Source organism: Aeribacillus composti (genome assembly GCF_031760945.1).
GTDB lineage: Bacteria > Bacillota > Bacilli > Bacillales > Aeribacillaceae > Aeribacillus > Aeribacillus composti.
The window spans coordinates 177,032-200,167 of the sequence record NZ_CP134501.1 but is presented as its reverse complement, the minus strand read 5'-3'; the positions used below and the strand labels follow the sequence as shown (position 1 = coordinate 200,167).

Genomic DNA, 23,136 nt, shown 5'->3' with positions numbered 1-23,136 from the left:
TTAGCTTTTTTACGGTCTAAGACTTTCCGGTAAAGATTCCACTCCACCTTCTAGTCTATAATTAGCCCAATTTTGGAGTCGTCTCTTAAATGTTGCATAATCTGGTGAAGAATCAATAATCTCTAACAATTCATTATGAGCTTTCGTAGAACCCTTCCCGCCATGAACTCCTTTTGGATTAACAAACTTCACATCTTCTATAGCAGTTCTTAATTCCTTAATTTGTTCTGCTGTTATACCCCACCGTTTAAAAGTAGGAGCTCGAGATACTAAATGCCACTCATGAAATCCACCTGGATGTCTAAGTCTACTTTCAATGGCTTTTCTTAACCTAGGGTCAGACCATACTTTATCAAACTTATCAGGAGCTAGTGAATTAAACCATCTATTAAATTCACCATTCTTTACAGATGGAACTGAATTAAGATTAACAGTACCCTTAGTGCCAAGTTCAACGCCATCGTTGCCTGCTTTACCTTCGCCTAGAAGATTTAACCCCGTCTTCTCACTCAGATAAGCTCGAACTTTATTCTCCAATCCATTGGTGTTTTCGGGCGGAACTTTAACGTTCCCAATCCCTTCCATGGCCAATCCCATTTGCCGGCCAGGGATTGAATTTTTCAGATTGGTCAGGGCGTTGTCTACGAACCGGCCGGCTTTCAGTGCACTGTTTGCGCTTTTGTTTTTCAAATGGTGCGGGATTTCTTTTGCCAAGCTTTTAGCATTTCTAATGCGGGGGAATATGCCATTTTCCGCACGAACCACCATATCCCGGACAAATGATTTGGACTGCAAGCCCGTTTTCGTCGCTAATAATTTTAGATCACTGGCTTCTCTTAGATGGGAGAAACGGGCGGCGCTGCTGAATGTGGAAAGCCCCTTTACGCCAGGGACGATATCCAATGGAGAAAGGACACCACGAAATACTCGTTCGTCTGTTTTCAACTCTCTCCCTGAAATCCAGTCTTTTCCGGAAACGGCTGAACTTAATTCCAGTGTACCATAAGCTGCCCCCAATGCCATCCCTGCTGGCGGACAAATGAAAGAAGTGCCTACTATGACAGCAAGTGCTGTTATTTGCCCCCAAAACTCTTTGTTCATCTGCCCGTCTTTGATCGATTCATACTGGAAAGCTTGGGAATTCAATGCTTTCTGTATATATTCTTGTTTCGAAAAATTTGCTTTAGGGTTCAGTTCTTTCCATGAAGCGTATTCCCGTTCTACCAACTTAGCATAGTAGTTGCTGCCACTGAACAGATCTTCTAGTCCAACTTCCGCTTTCGGCACGTCGATTGTTTGTTGCGTGCCGTATGCTCCGGGAGCGACGACCGTTTTTTTGGCGCCAATGTGATTTTTCGTTTTGATCTTTGATATGGATAAGTTGTGCATCGCTTCCACAAAAGCATCGATCTCTTGATAAAACAGATCATCGATGGTGCGGTCAACAATTTCTCCGACACGGCTGCTAAAGCGGTGCAAGACGAGATAATCTTCATATAATTGTTGATATTGTTTTTTTCGGTCTGTGTGGGTGAAAGAGATGACACCATCTGTGTCATATTTGGCGATGTCTGCTTGAACGTCTTCGAGAAGATCGTTTAGATCTTTTAATTTATCAATCATGCCTTTGCCCCATACACCGAGACCGACCAGATCGCCAATACCTTTCTTCGTCTTTTCCCATTCAGAAGGGATATACTTGACATCCACTGCCTTTATGCCTCCGATTGAAACGAAATGGATTCCAATATGTGGAATAGCTGTCTGTTTCATTATATAAGAGAATAATGGAAGTTTTGGTAAATTGAAAGAAAAAAAGGGAATTTTAAGTAAAAAATACCATTCGTTTTTCAGATCATGTTCTTATTTTAGATCGTAGGAACCGATCGAATAGACCTAAACCAATTTTTCCAAAATTGAATGAGAAGGGAATGAGCCGGATGTTTACTTTATTAAAACAGATGGGTCAGGTAAAATGGTTGATACAACATGGATTTCATTGTCGGCAGGCAAACTTTGAAATCTGTTTTAAACGGAAATAAAAAAGAGTCGTCGACCCCCAATCGTGCAAAAATCCCCGGGGATCGACGACTCTTTCAAATCTTTATTGAGCCCAAGCAAATCAAAGATTTGATAAAAATTCCCCTTTTCGTTAAAATAAAAATAACCAGTCAAGCATTAAAAATTGAAATGCTTATTTAACAACGTTTTTTTGGGTTTTTATCTTAACTATGAGGAATTGAAACGATGTCTAAAATAGATTCGAATGCAGCCCTAATTGTTTTTATCTTAACTATGAGGAATTGAAGCGAGATCGTAGAGAAAACTTTCTTCCCGTATCTCCAAGTTTTTATCTTAACTATGAGGAATTGAAACCTTACATGAATAATTAATAGAAGAAGTATTCGTTCCACTTTTGAAATGAGGGATTTAAACGTTAGTTACATCTAGATCCTTAAGTCTCAACATTCTTTTGCAATACTTATTTTCAAATTTCGATTCTATACCGTGAGAAACAACACAGGAAAAAGACCAAGAAAGTCTGAGATCTCATCGGTAAAGGGATTATAGAGATTTTAGGCAGAAGAAAAAGAAAGTCTGACGGAAAAGCCTCGGAAAAATCTTCGGATTGCTTACTTATACTCGATATTTGCATCTTTGATCAATCTTTTATATGTTCCACTATTCCTAAAATCCTTCTTTAAGTTATCACCCTATAAATCAACATTTCACGTTGTTTCTCTGACATTTCATTTAAGCACGCTTCTCGTTAGAGAATCCATGTCAAGCCCTTGATGGATAGATCACATACATATATGTATATTTATTCAAAATTTTGATAAAGATATACTGCAACACTCTGTATTTTTTTCTTGCAGAAAACAAACTAAACTTTTTGAGCTAATAATAACTTTACAAAAATTTTATAAATCACCGTAAAAAAGATTAAATGAATTGTTTACTTTTTCCTGACTTTTTAAAGATTTTTACTATATTTTTCTCTTTTCTAAACAAAATAAGATTGAATTGTAAGTTAATAGAAAAGAAAGGAGAAAAGGAGAATGGATGAAAGAGTTTTAGAGGTTCAAAGATGACTGAATAAAACCTATGGCGGTAGAGCTGGTTTTAATGAAGTGACTGAAGACGGAATTACTGGATGGGAAACGGTTTATCGCTTAATCCGGGCACTACAATTGGAAATGACAATTGTTTCTTCCAACGGCAATAAAGGAAACTGTTCTCCAATATCAATGATGAAAATCAGAATATTCAGTTAAATAAAAGTGGTTTCGTTCTAAATCTGTGCTGTTATTCGTTTTAATTCCCTTTAAACGAGCAGAGCGATCTAGTAAAGGTCGTCTTGAATGTTTAACCAATGCCAATATCAAAACCTATACTTGAGCCACGATCTACTTTAATCAGCTTTAAATGTTCTTCTTTTGGACATAAAAACACCCCTTTAGACAATCATAATCTAAAGGGGTAAAACTGTGCAATTTTTTATAAACGGTATGACTTTATTCAAAGCCACATATCCACTGCCCAATTGCTTTATTCGACTGTTACGCTTTTGGCTAGGTTGCGTGGTTTGTCGACGTCGCAGCCGCGGTGAAGAGCAGCGTAGTATGCAATGAGCTGCATTGGAATGACGGCAACAAGCGGTGTTAGATCTTCATGAACTTTTGGCAAGATGAAACGGTCATCGTCTTCTTCAAGTCCTTTCATGGAAATAACGCATGGATATGCACCGCGGGCAACAACTTCTTTTACATTTCCGCGAATGCTTAAGTTTACATGCTCTTGGGTTGATAAAGCAATGACCGGTGTTCCGTTCTCAATTAACGCAATGGTTCCATGCTTTAACTCGCCGCCGGCAAATCCTTCCGCTTGAATGTAGGAAATTTCTTTTAATTTGAGCGCGCCTTCTAAGCAGACGTAATAGTCAACGGCACGGCCGATAAAGAAGCAGTTTCGAGCTGTCAAAAGATAGTCCCGGGCAATTTGTTCCATTTCATCCTTTTGGCCGCATAGTGTTTCCATTGCATTCGAAATAATGGCAAGTTCTTGCAATAGGTTAAAATCAAGCTTGATTCCTTTTGTTTCAGCTGCAACAGCTGCTAAAATGGCAAGAACCGCAATTTGTGCTGTATATGCTTTTGTAGACGCAACCGCAATTTCAGGCCCGGCATGAAGCAGCAGCGTATAGTCCGCCTCACGGGAAAGAGTTGAACCCGGAACATTTGTTATAGTTAATGCTTTATGTCCAAGCTCCTTCACTTGAACAAGCACTGCACGGCTGTCTGCCGTTTCTCCGCTTTGTGAAATGAAAATAAACAGCGGATTATTTGATAAAAGCGGCATATTGTATGAAAATTCACTGGCAACGTGCACTTCTGTCGGTACTTTTGCCCATTTTTCGATTAATTGCTTTCCTACAAGCCCTGCGTGATAGCTCGTTCCGCACGCTATAATATAAATGCGGTCCGCTTCATGAACAGCTTGAACAATTTCTTGATCAATTTTTAATTGATCGTGTTCGTCTTGATATTTTTGAATAATTTTACGTATAACAAGCGGTTGTTCATCAATTTCTTTCAACATGTAGTGAGGGTATGTTCCTTTTTCAATGTCGCTTGCATCAAGTTCAGCAGTATATGGAGCGCGTTCTATTACGTCCCCGTTTAAATTTTTGATTGTCACTTGATCACGAGTGACAATAACGATTTCTTTATCCATTAATTCGACAAATTGATTTGTTACTTGCAGCATTGCCATGGCGTCTGAAGCAACAACATTAAAGTCTCCGCCAAGTCCCACAAGAAGAGGGCTTTTGTTTTTCGCAACATAGATCACGTCTCGGTTATTTTCATCTAATAGAGCGATCGCATAAGATCCCTTCAACAAGGATAATGTTTGGCGAAATGCTTCTTCGACACTTAAACCTTTGTTGACAAATTGTTCAATTGTTTGAACAATAACTTCCGTATCCGTTTCACTTTTTAATTCAACATTTTGTAAATACTCACGCTTTACTTGCAAATAGTTTTCAATGACACCGTTATGCACAAGTGTAAAGCGTTTGGATGCGCTTTGGTGAGGATGCGCATTTTCTTTGCTAGGCGCTCCATGAGTAGCCCACCGTGTGTGGCCAATTCCGATGGAAGCTGAAACATTTGCGTCCACACCTTCACGAAGCTCCGCAATGCGTCCTTTTTCTTTAAATACATATGTTCCTTCTCCGTTTAATACTGCAATACCTGCAGAGTCGTAGCCTCTGTATTCTAATTTTTCCAAACCGCGCAATAAAATTTCCTTGCAGTCTTGTTGTCCGATATATCCTACAATTCCGCACATAGTCTTTAGTTTCCTCCCCATTTAAAGGGGACAAAAGAAGCCTGAACAACTGGGGACAGATCTCTTTCCAGCCATCAAAGCTTCTCTGTCCCCTCACACATGTTTTGTAAAATGTATCCCGTTATGTCACAGTCTTTTTGTGCAAAGAGTCGCCTCTTTGTTTTAAGACGTGACTTTACGGCTGTACGGGAAGGCAACCGGGAGGCATCCGCCGAAACTTCGATAAACCTCCTCCTCGTCAACTAAGCAGATGTCCGCTCCTGCTTAGTCCAGGCGCTTTACAATAAAAAATTCTCTAACTGCCCACCTTTCTATTCTAGAATGTGCTAAAACAATTTATATATTACAATATGGAAAAGCAGTTCGTCAATTCATTTCTGTCTTTCCATATTGTATTATATGATTTCAAGCGTTTTCTCGATACAATGAATATTCAATAAAGAAAGGGAGCTTGCCTCCCCACAACCTCCTGAAAGTAGCCGGCATCCGCCAGCTACTTTCAGATAAAAATCGAAAAATAAAAGCAAGTGGAGAAAAACGCATTGTTTTTCTCCACTTATTTATTTTAGAGACTTATCGGACAGCCCCCGTCTCTTCATCATTCAACGCCCATTTCCGCTTTGATGACTTCCACAATTTTTTTCACGTACCGCTGGCATTCATCTTCCGTCGGCGCTTCGGCCATTACACGAACGAGCGGTTCTGTTCCGGAAGGACGTACGAGAATTCTTCCATTTCCGTTCATTTCTTTTTCTACTTCTTCTATAACAGCTTTTACTTTTTCATTTTCCATGACAGCCTGCTTGTCCTGCACCTTTACATTGATCAAAAGCTGCGGGAATTTTTTCATTTCACTCGCAAGTTCAGAAAGCTTTTTGCCTTTTGTCTTCATTATGTTGACAAGCTGAATCGCTGTTAAAAGACCGTCACCCGTCGTATTGTAGTCAAGAAAAATAATATGTCCGGATTGCTCTCCACCTAAATTGTAGTTGTTTTTCTTCATCGCTTCGACAACATAGCGATCGCCGACAGCGGTTTGAACGCTTTTTAGTCCATTTGCCTCCAAAGCTTTATAAAAGCCTAGGTTGCTCATAACTGTCGATACAACAGTGTCCCCGTTCAGCATTCCCTGCTCTTTTAAATATTTGGCGCAAATAAACATAATTTGATCCCCATCAACAATTTTTCCGTTCTCATCAATGGCAATCAAACGGTCCCCATCACCGTCAAACGCTAAACCTATATCTGCTTCTTTTTCTTTCACAAATTCCGCTAACGTTTCTGGATGAGTAGACCCAACCCCATCGTTAATATTCAGACCATTTGGAGATGCACCGATTGTCGAAACATCTGCATCCAAGTCGGCAAAAAGATGTGTAGCTAGTGATGATGTGGCTCCGTGCGCACAGTCCAAAGCGATATGTAAACCAGTGAACTCTTCGTCAACCGTCTGTTTTAAATATTGCAAGTATTTTTGTACGCCTTCAAAATAATCGCTCACTTGCCCCAGATCAGAGCCGGTCGGTCTAGGAAGGTTATCTTCTTCTTGATCGAGCAGCGCTTCAATTTCTTCTTCTTGTTCATCGGAAAGCTTAAAACCATCAGGGCCAAAAAATTTTATTCCGTTATCTTGAACAGGATTATGCGAAGCGGAGATCATGATGCCTGCTTCGGCTCCTAATGCCTTTGTCAAATAAGCAACACCTGGTGTGCTAATGACTCCAAGCCTCATTACCTCGGCGCCAATGGAAAGAAGCCCGGCAACTAAAGCACCCTCAAGCATATGACCTGAAATGCGGGTATCCCGGCCAATCAACACTTTTGGTCTATTTTTATCTTTTGTTAACACGTACCCGCCAAAGCGTCCTATTTTAAACGCTAATTCAGGAGTGAGTTCACTGTTGGCAACTCCTCTTACTCCGTCTGTACCGAAATATTTTCCCATGAATCATCGCTCCTTTTAAAAAATATCACTTAATTTGAAGCTTCTTCAGCAGACTTTTTCTGTTCAGATGGTTCAACTGAATCGTTATTTTCTTCTATTTGATTTCTTCTTTCATTATCTGCTTCTTCCAACGAGTTTTCTTTATTGGATAAGCGAATCTTCACTTTTTCACTCGATAAAACTGTCGAGAGGTTGTAACGGTTTTTGGCCTCCACATTTACTTCATGTTCTCCTTCATCTAACCCTGCAACATTCACATACAATTCGATATCAGATTCTTTTACGTTTTTCAAAACACTGTCTTTTCCTCGCAAAACAACATCCAGCTTTCCTGTATCCGGATCAATAAATTCAATTTCCTGATCGTTTCCTAAACCGATGACTTTGATCGGCACCTGTTTAAACGTCTTTTCTTCTCGTTTTTCAATATCTATTTTAATTTGAACTTTATTCGGGACAACGTTTGTCACTCCATCCGGAGCCGGAACATCAGCTTCAACTGTCGCATTTTCTTTGATTTTGCTTAAGTCGACAGATACATCATCAATAGACTCTATTTGCTCTAGCACATCCTTTGGACCATAAATTGTCACTTGGCTAGGGATCGATTGAATCGATGATATGCTCAGTCCATCAGAAAGCTTTCCTGTTGTTTTGATTTTTAAGGGTACAGATTTCGATTTCGTTGGGCTTTCTACCGGCACTGTTACGGTAACCGCTGACGGTTCGATTGTAACAGGCAGGATGTTCCCATTTGCATCGTATACTGCCACTTTTGACTTCTGTACAACTGTTCCATCAGCACCTTCCAAACTTACTGTTGCTTTCACAACAGCTACAGCATCAATATGCTCTTTTGCGCCTGTAATTTTTACACTGTCCGGTTTAACAATCGGACGCTCCGCAATGTAGCCTTCCTTCATTTTGTTTTTATTAATAACATCCACTTCAACCGGAAAATTTTCAGATACCTTTTCATGAATACCTACTGTAATGACAGCCGGATCAATGTCAACCTCCAATTGGTCAGACAAGTTTTTATGTTTCAAACGGACACTGTGTGTGCCAACGGATAAATCCGTTAAATCTGCAAAAATTTCAAAGTCCTTGACTTGTTTTGTCGTAGTGACAATACTTTTGGGCCCTTCAATCGTAACGGTGACGGTTTGGGGAATACCGGTGACAACAAATGCACGGTCGTCATAGTATACGTTTACGGGCACATCTGTAATTGTAGCTGTTTCGGTTGTGGATGGCGACTGAAATATATTGTATTTTTCTTCATTATTCGAAGCAGGCGATTCTATATTCACTGAAGCATATAGCATGAGCGCTAGCAACAATGCAATGATGCGCATAAACCAGTTGCTATTCATTAATTTATCCATTCTTTTTCACCCTCCATTGCCAGCGGCTAGAGGAAGCAGCTTTCGTACGGTTAAACTCAGCCAAGAGCATCTCCTTTAACGTTTCTGGAGTTAAATGTCTATGCAGCTCACCATCCTTGGCAATCGATATACCGCCTGTTTCTTCAGAAACAATGATAGTTATACTATCGGTTACTTCACTAATTCCCACTGCAGCACGATGGCGTGTGCCCAGCTCCTTCGATATAAATGGGCTTTCGGAAAGCGGCAAATAACAGGCAGCAGCGGACACTTGATCTTTTTGTATAATAACTGCACCATCATGTAAAGGGGTATTGGGGATAAAAATATTAATTAATAGTTCAGCAGAAATATGGGCATTTAGTGGTATACCGGTCTCAACATAATCCTCCATTCCTATTTTTCGTTCAATCGAAATGAGAGCACCGATTCTCCTTTTCGCCATATACTCAACAGCTTTTGCTATTGCTTCGGTCATGTTTGTTTGCCCATCATCTTCCTGGCTAGCTGCCCTTGCAAATAGACGCCCCCTTCCTAATTGCTCAAGGGCTCTGCGAAACTCCGGCTGGAAAATAATGATGATAGCCAAAAAACCCCAAATCAACACTTGGTCCATTAACCATTGCAAAGTATTCAAGCCTAAATATTGGCTTAACACTCTAACGATAATGATTACGATAATTCCTTTTAAAAGCTGAACAGCTTTCGTTCCACGAATCACCATAATCAATTTATAGATAACGAACCAAACGAGGAGAATATCAATGACATCTATGAGGTAATGCAAAAGAGAAAAATCCCCTAAGGTCATATTGTTTTCCTCCAATAGTTCATCAAATCGCGATTGATCTATTCTAATCAAACTTCTAGGTTTGAAAATCTCTCTAATCAAAATTCCACTTTATTATATCATAACTTTTCCTAAATGCACTTAAACATAAAAATAGACCATCCTACTAAAGATGGCCTATTGTTTAAAAACCTCTGACAGAGTCGATTTTACTTCATACCACAGCCACTCAAACAATTCGTTTATTTCCTCAACCTCTCCGGTAACTTGACCGGCAGAAGCCAAATATTGGTCTCCGTTAATCACCGTTACATTTCCTTCAACTTTTCCTTCTATTTTAATATCACCGTTTTTAACAGTAATATCACCTTTCACCGTTTCTCCTTCAGGCACAATAACAGTACGGTTGTCAACAACCAAATTATCATACTTTGTTACGCTGAATTGGCTTTCTTCATAAGAAGCAAATAAACTTCCAGTCATTAGAATAACAAATAGTGCAGCGGCTGAAAAGAAAGGATGATTTCGGAACCAGCGTCTAGTTGAGACCGTACGCTTTTCTTTCGGCAGTTTTTCTAACACCTTTTGCGTAAAATCTGTCGGTGCTTCAACATGTGAGATACTCTTGACAAACGCTACAGCTTTTTCCAATTCTTGATAATGTGCCTTGCAATCCTCACAAGATTGCAAGTGTTTTTTTAACTCACGGCCTTCATCCTCATGCAAATCCCCGTCCAAATACTTATGGATCATCTCCTCTACATGCTTAGGACATTTCATCTTACTCACCCCAATCACAAATGCCTTAATTGTTTGCGTAAAGCCTCCCGTCCCCGGTGTATTCTTGTTTTAACTGTTCCGACTGGAAGTTCCAATATCTCTGCGATTTCTTGCAAGGATAGCTCCTCAATATATCTCAATACGATGACTGATCGATATTTATCCGGCAGTTTTAAAATTTCTTTTTGAATCGTTTCTTGCAGTTCAATTGCTTCAACTTCTTTTTCAGGCATTGCAATATCAGATGATACTTGGGAGTACATTGTTAAGCCATCAGTCCCCGCAACTTCTGCATCTAAATAATAGTCCGGCTTCTTTTTCCGAATACGATCAATCGATAAATTGGTTGCAATCCGATAAATCCATGTAGAAAATTTTTTGTTCATATCAAATGAATGGATGTTCATATACACTCTTATAAATGCTTCCTGTGCTATGTCCTCAGCTTCATGGACGTTTCCCAGCATTCGATAACAAAGTTGAAAAATTTTATCTTTATATAATTCAACAACTTCTGCAAATGCATTTTGGTCGCCTTTTTTAATTTGTTTGATCTTTTTATTTATAAATTCTTCCATTTTTCTACCTCCGCAGTTGCGGGTACATCATGATACGAATTCGTTCCCCAAAGGTTTCATTTTTTTATAAATCTATTCTAGCAAATTTTAGGAATTTATGTTTTCATCTGCAAGAAAAATTTTTTCCTTTTGTAGCAAAAACCTTTCTTATTCCCATTTCTGGGCTTTTTATAAAGAAACGTCCAACTTGTCATAATGAAAAATGACATTACAAATTTTTTCAGAGGGGTTGCACCTCACGCCGCGTTAGGTATTATGATCACAATAGGTTTATAAAGATAAGTGTTTTGGGGGCGATGTTAAAGTGAAGGAAGAGTCTTACTTTACGATTGGCGAATTTTCTAAAAAGACGGGAACAACAATCCGAACATTGCATTATTATGATCAAATTGGACTGCTCAAACCGAAAAAAAATCCTCGTTCTGGACACCGATTATACTCTGCTCATGATGTATTGACACTTCAAAAAATAGTCAGTCTTAAATTTTTAGGATACAGTTTAGAACAAATCAAAGAGTTAATTAATGAAACCAACTTCGATTTAAACTTAAAGGAAACTTTACAGTTCCAAAAAGAAGCGCTTGAAGAACGAAAGGAACATATTGAAGAAGTGCTCAAAGCCATTAAACGAATTCTCACGATTTTAGAAGAAGAAAAAGAAGTGGATAGCAATGTTTTAATGAGTCTTATTCAGAGCATACAAACAGAAAAAGAACAGCGCAAATGGTTAGAACATTATACGTCAAAAGAAGTAGCTGAAAAGCTTTTTGATCAGCCTGAAGAGGTAATGATCTCCCTTGACAAAGAATACATCCAATTATCCCAAGAAACAAAAAGATTGGCAGGAAGACCTGTCGATGATCCTGAGGTAGAAGCGTTAGTCGAAAAATATATGAAAACAATATTAGAATTTATCGGAAAAGAATTAATTAGTGCTATCGGGAATTTAGATGAAGCTGAAATTAAAACTATTGAAAATAAATTGCCATCTCCATTTACACAGGAGGAAGAGGAGTGGCTTCAACAAGTGATGGAACATTATGCGATGAAAGCTGGGCTTCTCCAAGATGAAAATATTGACCGACTTTAGCAAATAAAAAAACTTCACCTCCCCTTTTCCAATTGGGGAGGTCATTTTTTATCTTTGAATTACAGGATGATGGATATTCATTCAGCTCCCATTTTCCCGAAACCTTCCCCAAATTTTATCGAGTGAAGTGTTCCACCGGAAGCCCAATTATCTCTTTCATATTCATCGAAAACTACTGTAACCCATTCTTCTTTCACGTTTAGTATTTGCGCTGCTGCTTTTGTTATTGCCTCAGTAAACTGCTGTTTCTGTTCTGCGGTTCTTCCTTTAGCCAGCTTTACGTTGATAAAAGGCATCGAATCACAACTCCTTTAAGCCGTTTGAATTTATAAATGGTGTCGAAATTTATTCGTCCTCATCCGGATCTGTGCTATTTCAAAAAATGAAACAAGACAGAAGTTTGTCGATATACTTCGTCACAACACCCGTAAAAACCTTTGCTGGGCAGTCATTGTATGCAAAATGGTTTACACAAATCATCCTCTACAGCAACAATCTTCTGGAAAAGAGACTAATTTTTAAAATCAACAAAAAATCATTTAGGTCATGGTTCCATTTCGGAACAACCGCATTACTAATACTAAAAGGAAAAATACAATTCGCCTTCAATGGTATATCCAAATTTAAAAGGCTGTTATGGGACTAAAAAGGCGAATGCTCCTACATATAGTCTATTACATTATTTTGAGATTCAAAAGCGAGGATTAGATATCGAAGGATTAGTAACATTTCAAATAAAAAATCCTGACAATTTCTTGTCAGGAATTAAGTTCATCTTATTTTATAAAGTTTTCCCCGTTGAATTTAAAAAGCGGAAGACGGGACTCGAACCCGCGACCCCCACCTTGGCAAGGTGGTGTTCTACCACTGAACTACTTCCGCACAAATGGTGAGCCATGGAGGATTCGAACCTCCGACCCTCTGATTAAAAGTCAGATGCTCTACCGACTGAGCTAATGGCTCGTAAAGTCTCCTAATCCATTTTAAAATTTGTCAGATGTCCCTTCCTCTTCCTGATTTTTCGAGGATGCTGGATGCGTTGGGACAACTCGCTGCTTATTCGACGAGGCTTCGCCCTTTGTAAAATCTAGTTAAATCTTACTTTCTATCTAACATTTTTACAAAAAAAAGAACAGACATGAACTGTCTTTTTATAATAAATGGCTGGGCTAGCTGGATTCGAACCAGCGCATCACGGAGTCAAAGTCCGTTGCCTTACCGCTTGGCTATAGCCCAATATCACCATTCATCTCTTGACTAATTATATTGTACCAATAAAAAAATCACTTTATACAACATTTTGTTGTTTAATGTGATTTCAATGTTTCATAACATTCTTCGGCATGGTGGAGGGGGACGGATTCGAACCGCCGAACCCTAAGGGAGCGGATTTACAGTCCGCCGCGTTTAGCCACTTCGCTACCCCTCCGATTATTAAAAATGCCGGCGAGAGGAATCGAACCCCCAACCTACTGATTACAAGTCAGTTGCTCTACCAATTGAGCTACACCGGCGCAATAAATACTTTAAATCACACTCAGTTTTTACCTTTGTTTAAATTGTTATGCCAGCCTCATTAAACTTGCTTAAGAAAAGCTTGTTTAGTACATGGTGGAGGATGACGGGATCGAACCGCCGACCCCTTGCTTGTAAGGCAAGTGCTCTCCCAGCTGAGCTAATCCTCCATGGTGACCCGTACGGGATTCGAACCCGTGTTACCGCCGTGAAAGGGCGGTGTCTTAACCACTTGACCAACGGGCCAATAACATCATTAGCAAAAAGACAAATTAAATTATATATAACAATTTACTTTTTGTCAATTATAAAATCATTTTTCCTTCACAAGTTTTTTATTAAGCAATCGACGAGTATTAGTATAGAGGAAAAATGGTTTATTGTCAATATGAAGATTGAGCCAAGCATTTGCAGGAGGGATTCTATAATAAACGCATACAAATGATAAAGATAACCCCAAAGTAATTCCTAGTCCTACTTAATCTCTTCAATGCTTGATGGATAAGGGTTTTCACTTTATTTTTTAGGTACATGGACGGGTCACGTGTGGCTTCGTTTATTGTTCTCGTGATCTTTTCGATGTATTGTTTGAATGGGCTTCTTGAGATTTTTTCCATCTTTCTACTTGTCCAATAAGCGTTTTGATGACTAACTTTTTCTAATGCTGCCACCAAGGCCGTCATCATCGCACCGGTACCTTGATCCACCCAGTTCCGCCCATTTTCAAATGTTTCGCAAACACACTCATCGTTCTTTCTGTACTCCCCATTGGACGCATTCCGGTCATGTCTATTCCTTTTTCTCTCAGCTATTTCTGGATTTGCTATAAAAAACCTCCTTATATCTATTCTTGAGGAGATTATCTCATAATCTTACAGAGTCTAGAAGATTGGCTAAATTTGACGCTTACTTTTAAGGGAAAACATTCCAAAAAAGGTTAAAATTATAAAAATCAGAAACAATTCTGAGAGATCTGACGTTTTAATAAGTAGAAAGTCCTTCACAAGAAGTTATAACTGATATTTCGAATTATCCAATGTTTTTCTTAAGGCAACGGGCGTGAAGAGAGGTGTAAAAAGGTGCGTTATGAAAAAATACGTGTACTATTGATTGAGAAAGACAAAGATGAGTTGTTAAAAATTTGCTCTAGCGTTAAAAATGAGACCGACATAGAAATAGTAGGAGTCACGTGCGAGCTGAAATGTTTAAGTGATTTTATTAACCGTTTACATGTGAACATTGTACTAATGAATATCAGATTAGTAAAAGATACAGAAAAAGTCAAAGTAATAAAATCTGTTACTGAAAAAACAAAAGCACAGCTGATTATTTTAAATGATCAGATTGACAATCGATTGATTTTTGAAGCTTTTATTGCCGGGGCAATCTGTTACATAGACAAATCCTATAATCATATTCCAAATGTAATACGCTTAGCGTATCAAAAATGGTCACTTAAAAGTGCTTATGTTGAATCTGTTATCCGTAAGGAGTTTTGTCGCTTAAGACAACTAGAGATCCACTATATGAAGGAGAGATTAACACAAACAGAACAAAAAATATTAAAGCTGATCGCTGAAGGCTATAAGCAAAAACAAATAGCAGAAATATTAATGGTAGAAATTAATACAATAAAAAAGCACATTACTAATATTTTGAAAAAGACAGGGGAAAAAAGAAGCAAAGAAGCAGCCCGAAAGGCCCGGGAATGGGGGTTAATTTAAAAGGTGGCAAGAAAATTTGGGACTTTTTTCAAATGTGGATTCTACTCTATCATAAGTTTAGGTGATCACCGTTCTGTATTTTTAGAGAATGTGAACTGTAAAAACAGGTAGCTAGCACCTTACTCGAAGGATTCTCGCAGGAATTCAGGAATTTTAATGCGGAAAAACGAGGAGGGTTTTATGTGAAAAAAAAATGGTTAAAAATTGCTTTAACTTCTATTCTAGCTGTAGGAGCATTAGTGCCTGTTGCATCAGCTGCTAACTACAAATTTCATTTTGATGTGACAACAAACTTTTTAACTGGACGTGCTTATACTAACTATGCATGGAAATTTACAGATAAAGAGAATCCAGTTGTTAAGATTACTAGTATAGATTCGAATTGGACAGCAGGAGTAAGAATGGAAAATTCGGAAGGTGCGAAAAGAAGTAGTAATCTTTATACTAAAAAGGCTGGTAATTACACATTAACAAATAATGGAGCTAAGGCCAGTTATAAGTACCGTTTGAAAATCTGGAAAGAAAAAGGAGGTAAATTTGACCGCTTTACGATGAAAGGGAAATGGAATCCAGATACGTATTAACTTAACTCTTTCAATTTCGATTCCGTAGCATATCGCATTTCTGCAATATAGAAATGCGATATGCTTTTAAAGTAGTTTTGATAGTTATCAATCAGAAAGCGAGTGAAAGATGATGCTCTTACTGGAATTAAAAAGGGGTTTATTGAATAAGCGCATGTTAGTTTCCTGTATGTTTGCTCTTGTATTAATATTTTTGACAGCTTATGACAGGTATTTGTATGATGTTTTATTTTTTGACCCCGAAGCTCCTGATATACGAGGTAATCATCAAGCGATTCAAGATATTTTAGGTGAAATACACAACAAATATAATATTTGGGAGAGCAGTTTTTCATACATAGGTATATTTTTTCCTTTAATTGTTGTGTTTCCATATGCCGCTTCCTATTTAGAAGAAAAGAATCAGAAGTTTCATTACTTTATACAAACAAGGAAATCTTTTGACCATTATGTTAGGAACAAATTCTTGGCCGCCACTTTAACTGGGGGGCTTGCTATCTTCATCCCAGAGTTTATCTTTTACGCTATAATTTCTATTTTTTTTAATAATGATGCCGATTCCCCCTATCGACAACTGCAGGAAGAAGGCATATTCTACACATTGTTCAACACACAGCCTGAATTGTATATTTGGATCAAATTTTTAACGCATTTTTTGCTTGGGGCGTGTTTCGCCTGTATCGCTTTATGCCTTTCCACCTTCGTCAAGAAGAAAGCAATTGTATACGTTGGGCCATTTCTGATTTTCGGTATTTGGGAGATCACCGCAGGAGCCATTCTGGATCAATATCAGTTTTCTCCATCCACCTGGTATGATTTATGGCCTGAAGTTTCGCCATTCTATGTATACGGGTCAATGATCACGATTTTGATTACAGGTTATGTAATTTTTATTTGGAGAACGAGACGGGTGAGAATTGATGACTAATGCCAATCCCCTGAGCACTAAGACCATTCTTTTAAACTGTATGAAACACAAAGTGAAGCACGTAGTTCTGACTCGAAAAGCTGTTTTGTTTGTATTGCTCGTATGTTTAGCAACTTTTCTGGCCAATAGCAAATTAGAGCATATTGACAACCGTTTCCTCAATATGTGGGATTTAATCTTCGATATGCTGTATCATCCTTACTACCAATTGTTCTTGTTTTTGCTGTTCTTCCTGTTTGTGTTAAGTGATATTTGCGATGATCGGCCGATAACTCTCTATGTTCTGCTGCGTTTAAATAAAAAATCGACTTGGTTACTTTCCAAAATATTCCTAATACTTTTAATAAGTACACTGTACACGCTCGTATATCTTTGTATTATTACTCTAATTTCTCTTTTATTATACGGTTATAGCATCCATTGGAGTCCAGGATCCTCCAATCTTTACCACGGGGAGCTTATTGGGCATATACAACCAGTTACTGGTTTTATTCTGTTAGCTATACGATATGTCTTAAGTATTTGGTTTCTCAGCATCCTATATTTGTTTGTTTATGCGTCAGCAGATGGTTATCGCATCGTCAAAGCAGTATCGGTGACGGTGATGCTCCTTGTTATTAACCATTTATTTGCTTATAGGTTTTTTGTATCGTATGCTCCGTTTTTGTATATCCATAACGGTTATCTCGTGACGCTTAGGCTGAATGAAAACGGATTCCAATCGGCAATGGTGTTGAATGCAGCAGCCGTTTCTCCTATAGTTTTAATGCTTCTCGTCTTGTGGATGAGAAAATCAAAGCTGGAATTTGGGGGATCTTGAATATGATCAGAGAATGGAAAGCCCTTGTTCAGTTTAATATGCGCTACTTTACTTATCATCAGTGGCTTCTGGCGATCGCAGTGTTCGTCATCTCTAATTTGGTCACACTTCTATATTATGGAGATCTTGTCTCATCCACTATAGATGCATTCATCTTCCACTTTGCCGTGTTCGAGGGGGCGGATATTTTAACGATCATTCATACATTGCTCCCTTTTTTCGTATTAGCGTATATTGTTGACTTATACATGGAAAACAATTTTCATGAGAATTTACTGTATACTTTGCTGCGGATATCTAACAGGAACGCGTGGGCATTGGCCCATTTGACCGTCTTATTTGCCATTCATGTTGTGTACCTATTTTTTTATTACAGTCTGTCCTGGTTCATTTTGCATTCTATTTATAAGTCAGGTGATATTACAGTCCAGTATTGGGCAGGTAAATTGTCGTCAAAAGATGTATATTCACAATGGTTATTTCTATTCCTTTCATGGATTATCCAGCTAATCGGCTCTTTTAGTATTAGTTTGTGGCAAGTATATATCAACCTCCTTACCCAAAAAAGCGGTTACGGGTACTTCTCTGCTGCTTTAATGTACATCATTCCTTTCATTTTTGGGAATGTGAATCTATGGCTTGGAAGCCATGGCAGACTTGTAAACTATGACGTGTTGGCTCCAGGTAGCGGGAGTCATTCAATCGCTGGTTTTGTCTTTTTTCATGTTTTATGGATTCTTCTGTTCATTTATTTGTCGTATCGCGTTATGACGCGACGTTAGATTGCTGAATTTTCAAGGAAAGGTGATAAACTATGGCAGTTGTATTGCAGGTAAGGAACTTGAGCAAAACATTTAAAAAGGAGAAAGTATTTAATAATATAAATCTTGATATTGAAGAAGCAAAGATTTACGGGTTTGTCGGGCATAATGGGAGTGGTAAATCAGTTTTCTTTAAGATACTTTGCGGCATTTTACTCCCAGACCAAGGAGAAATTAAAATTTTTGGAAATATTTTAGGGAAGGATATTGACTTTCCCACTGAAGTTGGTGCTGTTATCGAGACACCAGGATTCTTGTCCGATTACTCCGGATTTAAAAATTTAAAATACTTAGCTTCTATACGCAATAAGATTAGTGATAAGGAGATTATAGAAGCAATCCAAAGTGTCGGTCTAGATCCGAACAGCAAGAAAAGTGTGAAAAAATATTCTTTAGGTATGAAACAAAGATTGGGTATCGCACAAGCAATTATGGAGAAGCCGAAAATACTCATACTAGATGAACCAATGAACGGTCTGGATAAAACAGGAGTCAAACAGATAAGAGAATTGCTGTTGTCATTGAAAAAACAGGGGACAACCATCTTATTGGCGAGTCATATCAGTGAGGATATTCACATACTATGTGATAAAGTGTACGAATTTGATAATAAAACACTTGTGGAAGTAAATAAACTCTAGATTTCACTTAATCAGTCATTCCGAAAAAGGGTTGAATTCATACGTGCTACTTGAAGCACTTGAAAAGACAGTTCAATGGCTAAACGGCAGATGTCACCGAATTCTTTGGAACTCAAGTCAAAACGATTGGCATTTCCTAAAATTCGTTCGATAAACTTGCCAATTTCACGTGTACTCATGTCATTTTGATACATCTTGATGATCGCTTCCTCGAGCCAGCCGGTATGGCGTTGGTAAGGGGGAACAAATGCGTTTGAAATTCTCCGTTCCGGTGATCCGACCTTATTGTGTATCTGGATTTCGTTAATAGTAGCCGTTTCTCATATTCGATGTTCCAGCTTGTTCAATCTCGAGGAAATGTTTCATTTCTTCCCACATTAATCAGCTCTAATTTTTCATTCACAAACTGACGAATGGCACTTTCCTGTTGATTAGCCCAGTCACCATTCGGTATTCTTTTAGACATAGGTAGGGTTCTCTGGAATATTTGGCCAAATCAGAAAATACCCTACCTTATGCTTTACACAAAATTTTATACATCATCCTTTTGGCCGACATAAATTTTATCGAGGTCTTTTATATTTTTTTAAAAATAATATAAAAGATCTTATTGCCGTCAAAATGTTGTTGAAGAATGATATAAAAACAAAAAAAGGCTCCCTCGCACATCGAGAAAACCTTGTTATTTCAACGTTTTTCATCAAAGCTTCCAACCGGGCTCGAACCGGTGACCTCTTCCTTACCATGGAAGTGCTCTACCAACTGAGCTATGGAAGCATGGCTCCGCAGGCAGGATTCGAACCTGCGACCGTTCGGTTAACAGCCGAATGCTCTACCACTGAGCTACTGCGGAATATTTTAATAAACCATATTTTGGTTCACATACAGCTCAATCAGTATATCAAAATGACTTCAAAAGAATGTACTCTTGTATGGTTCTCTACAATAAGCCCAGCTTTCAAAAAGAATTTAAAGGCAGCCTGGCAGCGTCCTACTCTCACAAGGGACAAACCCTCACTACCATCGGCGCTGAAGAGCTTAACTTCCGTGTTCGGGATGGGAACGGGTGTGACCTCTTCGCCATTGCCACCAAGCAGCCTTTTCTGTTTTCCTTCCTGTTGTCAAATGACATCGGAATGTCATTCTTTCAAAACTAGATAACGTTTCTTTCACGAATAGATGCTCCTACTTGGTTAAGTCCTCGATCGATTAGTATCCGTCAGCTCCACGTGTCACCACGCTTCCACCTCGGACCTATCTACCTCGTCATCTTCAAGGGATCTTACTCGCGTTTAGCGATGGGAAATCTCATCTTGAGGGGGGCTTCACGCTTAGATGCTTTCAGCGCTTATCCCTTCCGCACATAGCTACCCAGCGGTGCCCCTGGCGGGACAACTGGTACACCAGCGGTGCGTCCATCCCGGTCCTCTCGTACTAAGGACAGCTCCTCTCAAATTTCCTGCGCCCGCGACGGATAGGGACCGAACTGTCTCACGACGTTCTGAACCCAGCTCGCGTACCGCTTTAATGGGCGAACAGCCCAACCCTTGGGACCGACTACAGCCCCAGGATGCGATGAGCCGACATCGAGGTGCCAAACCTCCCCGTCGATGTGGACTCTTGGGGGAGATCAGCCTGTTATCCCCGGGGTAGCTTTTATCCGTTGAGCGATGGCCCTTCCATGCGGAACCACCGGATCACTAAGCCCGACTTTCGTCCCTGCTCGACTTGTAGGTCTCGCAGTCAAGCTCCCTTCTGCCTTTGCACTCTCCGAATGATTTCCAACCATTCTGAGGGAACCTTTGGGCGCCTCCGTTACCTTTTAGGAGGCGACCGCCCCAGTCAAACTGCCCACCTGACACTGTCTCCCGCCCCGATCAGGGGCGCGGGTTAGAATGTCAGTACAGCCAGGGTAGTATCCCACCGTCGCCTCAGCGCAAGCTGGCGCTCACGCGTCTCTGGCTCCTACCTATCCTGTACAAGCTGTACCCACATTCAATATCAGGCTGCAGTAAAGCTCCACGGGGTCTTTCCGTCCTGTCGCGGGTAACCTGCATCTTCACAGGTACTATAATTTCACCGAGTCTCTCGTTGAGACAGTGCCCAGATCGTTACGCCTTTCGTGCGGGTCGGAACTTACCCGACAAGGAATTTCGCTACCTTAGGACCGTTATAGTTACGGCCGCCGTTTACTGGGGCTTCGGTTCGCACCTTCGCTTTTCGCTAAGCGCTCCCCTTAACCTTCCAGCACCGGGCAGGCGTCAGCCCCTATACTTCACCTTACGGTTTCGCAGAGACCTGTGTTTTTGCTAAACAGTCGCCTGGGCCTTTTCACTGCGGCTCATCATGGCTTATCACCTTGATGAGCACCCCTTCTCCCGAAGTTACGGGGTCATTTTGCCGAGTTCCTTAACGAGAGTTCTCTCGCTCACCTTAGGATTCTCTCCTCGCCTACCTGTGTCGGTTTGCGGTACGGGCACCTCTCACCTCGCTAGAGGCTTTTCTTGGCAGTGTGGAATCGGGAACTTCGGTACTTCCTTTCCCTCGCCATCACAGCTCAGCCTTCCGGCAAGCGGATTTGCCTGCTTGCCAGCCTAACTGCTTGGACGCGCACATCCAGCCGCGCGCTTGCCCTATCCTCCTGCGTCCCCCCATTGCTCAAACGGTGAGGAGGTGGTACAGGAATATCAACCTGTTGTCCATCACCTACGCCTTTCGGCCTCGGCTTAGGTCCCGACTAACCCTGAGCGGACGAGCCTTCCTCAGGAAACCTTAGGCTTTCGGCGGAGGGGATTCTCACCCCTCTTTCGCTACTCATACCGGCATTCTCACTTCTAAGCGCTCCACCGGTCCTTCCGGTCCGGCTTCGATGCCCTTAGAACGCTCTCCTACCGCTGACACCAACGGTGTCAACCCGCAGCTTCGGTGATACGTTTAGCCCCGGTACATTTTCGGCGCAGAGCCACTCGACCAGTGAGCTATTACGCACTCTTTAAATGGTGGCTGCTTCTAAGCCAACATCCTGGTTGTCTAAGCAGCTCCACATCCTTTTCCACTTAACGTATACTTTGGGACCTTAGCTGGCGGTCTGGGCTGTTTCCCTTTTGACCACGGATCTTATCACTCGCAGTCTGACTCCCAAGGATAAGTCATTGGCATTCGGAGTTTGACTGAATTCGGTAACCCGATGGGGGCCCCTCGTCCAATCAGTGCTCTACCTCCAAGACTCTTCCCTTGAGGCTAGCCCTAAAGCTATTTCGGAGAGAACCAGCTATCTCCAAGTTCGATTGGCATTTCACCCCTACCCACACCTCATCCCCGCACTTTTCAACGTGCGTGGGTTCGGGCCTCCAGCAAGTGTTACCTTGCCTTCACCCTGGACATGGGTAGATCACCTGGTTTCGGGTCTGCGACCTCGTACTATTTCGCCCTCTTCAGACTCGCTTTCGCTGCGGCTCCGCCTTTCGGCTTAACCTTGCACGAAATCGCAACTCGCCGGTTCATTCTACAAAAGGCACGCCATCACCCGTTAACGGGCTCTGACTACTTGTAGGCACACGGTTTCAGGTTCTCTTTCACTCCCCTCCCGGGGTGCTTTTCACCTTTCCCTCACGGTACTGGTTCACTATCGGTCACTAGGGAGTATTTAGCCTTGGGAGATGGTCCTCCCTGCTTCCGACGGGATTTCACGTGTCCCGCCGTACTCAGGATCCACTCGGGAGGGAACGGAGTTTCGACTACAGGGTTGTTACCTTCTCTGACGGGCCTTTCCAGACCTCTTCGTCTACCCCGTTCCTTTGTCACTCCTTAATCGAGTGTCCTACAACCCCAAGAGGCACGCCTCTTGGTTTGGGCTGTTCCCGTTTCGCTCGCCGCTACTCAGGGAATCGCTGTTGCTTTCTCTTCCTCCGGGTACTTAGATGTTTCAGTTCCCCGGGTTGCCCTCCATACCCTATGGATTCAGGTATGGATACTGCCCCATTACGGGCAGTGGGTTCCCCCATTCGGACATCTCCGGATCGACGCTTACTTACAGCTCCCCGAAGCATTTCGGTGTTTGTCCCGTCCTTCATCGGCTCCTAGTGCCAAGGCATCCACCGTGCGCCCTTTCTAACTTAACCGTTTCTTCCTAACATGAGCGATCTATTCGTGAATGTCTTTCCGTTATCCAGTTTTC

At 40.6% G+C, this 23,136-nt stretch carries 17 protein-coding genes, 9 tRNA genes, 2 rRNA genes and 2 pseudogenes; 7 read left to right on the top strand and 23 right to left on the bottom strand.

Annotated elements, in window-relative coordinates; all coding sequences use genetic code 11:
* Window positions 1–9 precede the first annotated feature (9 nt).
* The 8 genes and pseudogenes from RI196_RS01130 to sigW all read right to left on the bottom strand — a co-directional run bounded on the left by RI196_RS01130 (window position 10) and on the right by sigW (window position 10,836).
* Window positions 10–1,710: a hypothetical protein gene (locus RI196_RS01130; protein WP_311066749.1), complete on the bottom strand. Its 1,701-nt coding sequence runs from the start codon at window positions 1,708–1,710 to the stop codon at window positions 10–12.
* Window positions 1,711–3,193: 1,483 nt separating this feature from the next.
* A pseudogene (locus tag RI196_RS18475) lies at window positions 3,194–3,456 on the bottom strand (hypothetical protein); the annotation flags it as partial.
* Window positions 3,457–3,552: 96 nt separating this feature from the next.
* Entirely contained in the window at window positions 3,553–5,355 is a 1,803-nt protein-coding gene (gene glmS / locus RI196_RS01125) for a glutamine--fructose-6-phosphate transaminase (isomerizing) (RefSeq protein WP_130158663.1), read from the bottom strand.
* A 598-nt stretch (window positions 5,356–5,953) separates the two neighbouring features.
* Window positions 5,954–7,300, bottom strand: a complete 1,347-nt coding sequence (gene glmM / locus RI196_RS01120) for a phosphoglucosamine mutase (protein WP_063388716.1) — start codon at window positions 7,298–7,300, stop codon at window positions 5,954–5,956.
* A 29-nt stretch (window positions 7,301–7,329) separates the two neighbouring features.
* Window positions 7,330–8,688, bottom strand: a complete 1,359-nt coding sequence (locus RI196_RS01115; protein WP_311066748.1) for a CdaR family protein — start codon at window positions 8,686–8,688, stop codon at window positions 7,330–7,332.
* On the bottom strand, window positions 8,681–9,499 hold the full coding sequence (gene cdaA, locus RI196_RS01110; protein ID WP_063388714.1) for a diadenylate cyclase CdaA: 819 nt from the start codon (window positions 9,497–9,499) through the stop codon (window positions 8,681–8,683). The genes RI196_RS01115 and cdaA overlap by 8 nt, the downstream gene beginning before the upstream one ends.
* A 156-nt stretch (window positions 9,500–9,655) precedes the next feature.
* Window positions 9,656–10,258, bottom strand: a complete 603-nt coding sequence (locus tag RI196_RS01105) for an anti-sigma factor family protein (RefSeq protein ID WP_311066747.1) — start codon at window positions 10,256–10,258, stop codon at window positions 9,656–9,658.
* A gap of 14 nt (window positions 10,259–10,272) precedes the next feature.
* Window positions 10,273–10,836 (bottom strand): RNA polymerase sigma factor SigW, encoded by a 564-nt coding sequence (gene sigW, locus RI196_RS01100; RefSeq protein WP_063388712.1) that lies wholly within the window; start codon window positions 10,834–10,836, stop codon window positions 10,273–10,275.
* Between the two features lie 304 nt (window positions 10,837–11,140).
* Here sigW and RI196_RS01095 point away from each other — a divergent pair, with 304 nt between their 5' ends.
* A complete protein-coding gene (locus RI196_RS01095) occupies window positions 11,141–11,926 on the top strand; it encodes a MerR family transcriptional regulator (protein ID WP_130158666.1) in 786 nt (261 codons plus the stop codon).
* Between the two features lie 77 nt (window positions 11,927–12,003).
* Here RI196_RS01095 and RI196_RS01090 read toward each other — a convergent pair whose 3' ends face one another.
* From RI196_RS01090 to RI196_RS18470, 10 genes are all read right to left on the bottom strand, one after another.
* Entirely contained in the window at window positions 12,004–12,222 is a 219-nt protein-coding gene (locus RI196_RS01090) for a tautomerase family protein (protein WP_066251730.1), read from the bottom strand.
* A 514-nt stretch (window positions 12,223–12,736) separates the two neighbouring features.
* A tRNA-Gly gene (locus RI196_RS01085) sits at window positions 12,737–12,808 on the bottom strand.
* A gap of 5 nt (window positions 12,809–12,813) precedes the next feature.
* A tRNA-Lys gene (locus RI196_RS01080) sits at window positions 12,814–12,889 on the bottom strand.
* Between the two features lie 198 nt (window positions 12,890–13,087).
* Window positions 13,088–13,162, bottom strand: a tRNA-Gln gene (locus RI196_RS01075).
* A 108-nt stretch (window positions 13,163–13,270) separates the two neighbouring features.
* Window positions 13,271–13,355: transfer RNA gene (locus RI196_RS01070), tRNA-Tyr, on the bottom strand.
* Window positions 13,356–13,367: 12 nt separating this feature from the next.
* A tRNA-Thr gene (locus RI196_RS01065) sits at window positions 13,368–13,440 on the bottom strand.
* A 95-nt stretch (window positions 13,441–13,535) separates the two neighbouring features.
* Window positions 13,536–13,611, bottom strand: a tRNA-Val gene (locus tag RI196_RS01060).
* Window position 13,612: 1 nt separating this feature from the next.
* Window positions 13,613–13,687, bottom strand: a tRNA-Glu gene (locus RI196_RS01055).
* A gap of 176 nt (window positions 13,688–13,863) precedes the next feature.
* On the bottom strand, window positions 13,864–14,148 hold the full coding sequence (locus RI196_RS01050; protein WP_311066746.1) for a hypothetical protein: 285 nt from the start codon (window positions 14,146–14,148) through the stop codon (window positions 13,864–13,866).
* Entirely contained in the window at window positions 14,124–14,210 is an 87-nt protein-coding gene (locus RI196_RS18470) for a hypothetical protein (RefSeq protein ID WP_375338796.1), read from the bottom strand. Before RI196_RS18470 ends, RI196_RS01050 begins: the two co-directional genes overlap by 25 nt.
* A gap of 310 nt (window positions 14,211–14,520) precedes the next feature.
* On the opposite strand from RI196_RS18470, the gene RI196_RS01040 reads away from it, so the two are divergent.
* From RI196_RS01040 to RI196_RS01015, 6 genes are all read left to right on the top strand, one after another.
* Window positions 14,521–15,165, top strand: coding sequence for a response regulator transcription factor (locus RI196_RS01040; RefSeq protein WP_311066745.1), 645 nt, complete (start codon window positions 14,521–14,523; stop codon window positions 15,163–15,165).
* A 182-nt stretch (window positions 15,166–15,347) separates the two neighbouring features.
* Window positions 15,348–15,749: a hypothetical protein gene (locus RI196_RS01035; RefSeq protein ID WP_066251736.1), complete on the top strand. Its 402-nt coding sequence runs from the start codon at window positions 15,348–15,350 to the stop codon at window positions 15,747–15,749.
* 142 nt (window positions 15,750–15,891) lie between these two features.
* Window positions 15,892–16,677, top strand: a complete 786-nt coding sequence (locus RI196_RS01030) for an ABC transporter permease (protein ID WP_130158822.1) — start codon at window positions 15,892–15,894, stop codon at window positions 16,675–16,677.
* A gap of 52 nt (window positions 16,678–16,729) precedes the next feature.
* Entirely contained in the window at window positions 16,730–17,497 is a 768-nt protein-coding gene (locus tag RI196_RS01025) for a hypothetical protein (RefSeq protein ID WP_133309187.1), read from the top strand.
* A gap of 2 nt (window positions 17,498–17,499) precedes the next feature.
* Entirely contained in the window at window positions 17,500–18,279 is a 780-nt protein-coding gene (locus RI196_RS01020; RefSeq protein WP_311066744.1) for a hypothetical protein, read from the top strand.
* Between the two features lie 32 nt (window positions 18,280–18,311).
* Entirely contained in the window at window positions 18,312–18,959 is a 648-nt protein-coding gene (locus RI196_RS01015) for an ATP-binding cassette domain-containing protein (RefSeq protein ID WP_130158826.1), read from the top strand.
* A gap of 128 nt (window positions 18,960–19,087) precedes the next feature.
* Here the strand turns inward: RI196_RS01015 and RI196_RS01010 are convergent.
* The 5 genes and pseudogenes from RI196_RS01010 to RI196_RS00990 form a co-directional block, all read right to left on the bottom strand.
* Window positions 19,088–19,425: pseudogene (locus tag RI196_RS01010) on the bottom strand (transposase); the annotation flags it as partial.
* Between the two features lie 238 nt (window positions 19,426–19,663).
* Window positions 19,664–19,736: transfer RNA gene (locus RI196_RS01005), tRNA-Thr, on the bottom strand.
* 1 nt (window position 19,737) lies between these two features.
* A tRNA-Asn gene (locus RI196_RS01000) sits at window positions 19,738–19,812 on the bottom strand.
* A gap of 125 nt (window positions 19,813–19,937) precedes the next feature.
* A 5S ribosomal RNA gene (gene rrf / locus RI196_RS00995) occupies window positions 19,938–20,053 on the bottom strand.
* A 95-nt stretch (window positions 20,054–20,148) separates the two neighbouring features.
* Window positions 20,149–23,080: ribosomal RNA gene (locus RI196_RS00990) — 23S ribosomal RNA — on the bottom strand.
* Window positions 23,081–23,136: the final 56 nt, after the last annotated feature.

Excerpts from the sequence above, each read along its gene's own strand:
- RI196_RS01090 (WP_066251730.1), bottom strand. The coding sequence starts at position 12,222 with ATGCCTTTTATCAACGTAAAGCTGGCTAAAGGAAGAACCGCAGAACAG.
- RI196_RS01015 (WP_130158826.1), top strand. The coding sequence starts at position 18,312 with ATGGCAGTTGTATTGCAGGTAAGGAACTTGAGCAAAACATTTAAAAAG.
- RI196_RS01020 (WP_311066744.1), top strand. The coding sequence starts at position 17,500 with ATGATCAGAGAATGGAAAGCCCTTGTTCAGTTTAATATGCGCTACTTT.
- cdaA (WP_063388714.1), bottom strand. The coding sequence starts at position 9,499 with ATGACCTTAGGGGATTTTTCTCTTTTGCATTACCTCATAGATGTCATT.
- glmS (WP_130158663.1), bottom strand. The coding sequence starts at position 5,355 with ATGTGCGGAATTGTAGGATATATCGGACAACAAGACTGCAAGGAAATT.
- RI196_RS18470 (WP_375338796.1), bottom strand. The coding sequence starts at position 14,210 with ATGGGGAGTACAGAAAGAACGATGAGTGTGTTTGCGAAACATTTGAAA.
- RI196_RS01105 (WP_311066747.1), bottom strand. The coding sequence starts at position 10,258 with ATGAAATGTCCTAAGCATGTAGAGGAGATGATCCATAAGTATTTGGAC.
- sigW (WP_063388712.1), bottom strand. The coding sequence starts at position 10,836 with ATGGAAGAATTTATAAATAAAAAGATCAAACAAATTAAAAAAGGCGAC.
- RI196_RS01115 (WP_311066748.1), bottom strand. The coding sequence starts at position 8,688 with ATGGATAAATTAATGAATAGCAACTGGTTTATGCGCATCATTGCATTG.
- glmM (WP_063388716.1), bottom strand. The coding sequence starts at position 7,300 with ATGGGAAAATATTTCGGTACAGACGGAGTAAGAGGAGTTGCCAACAGT.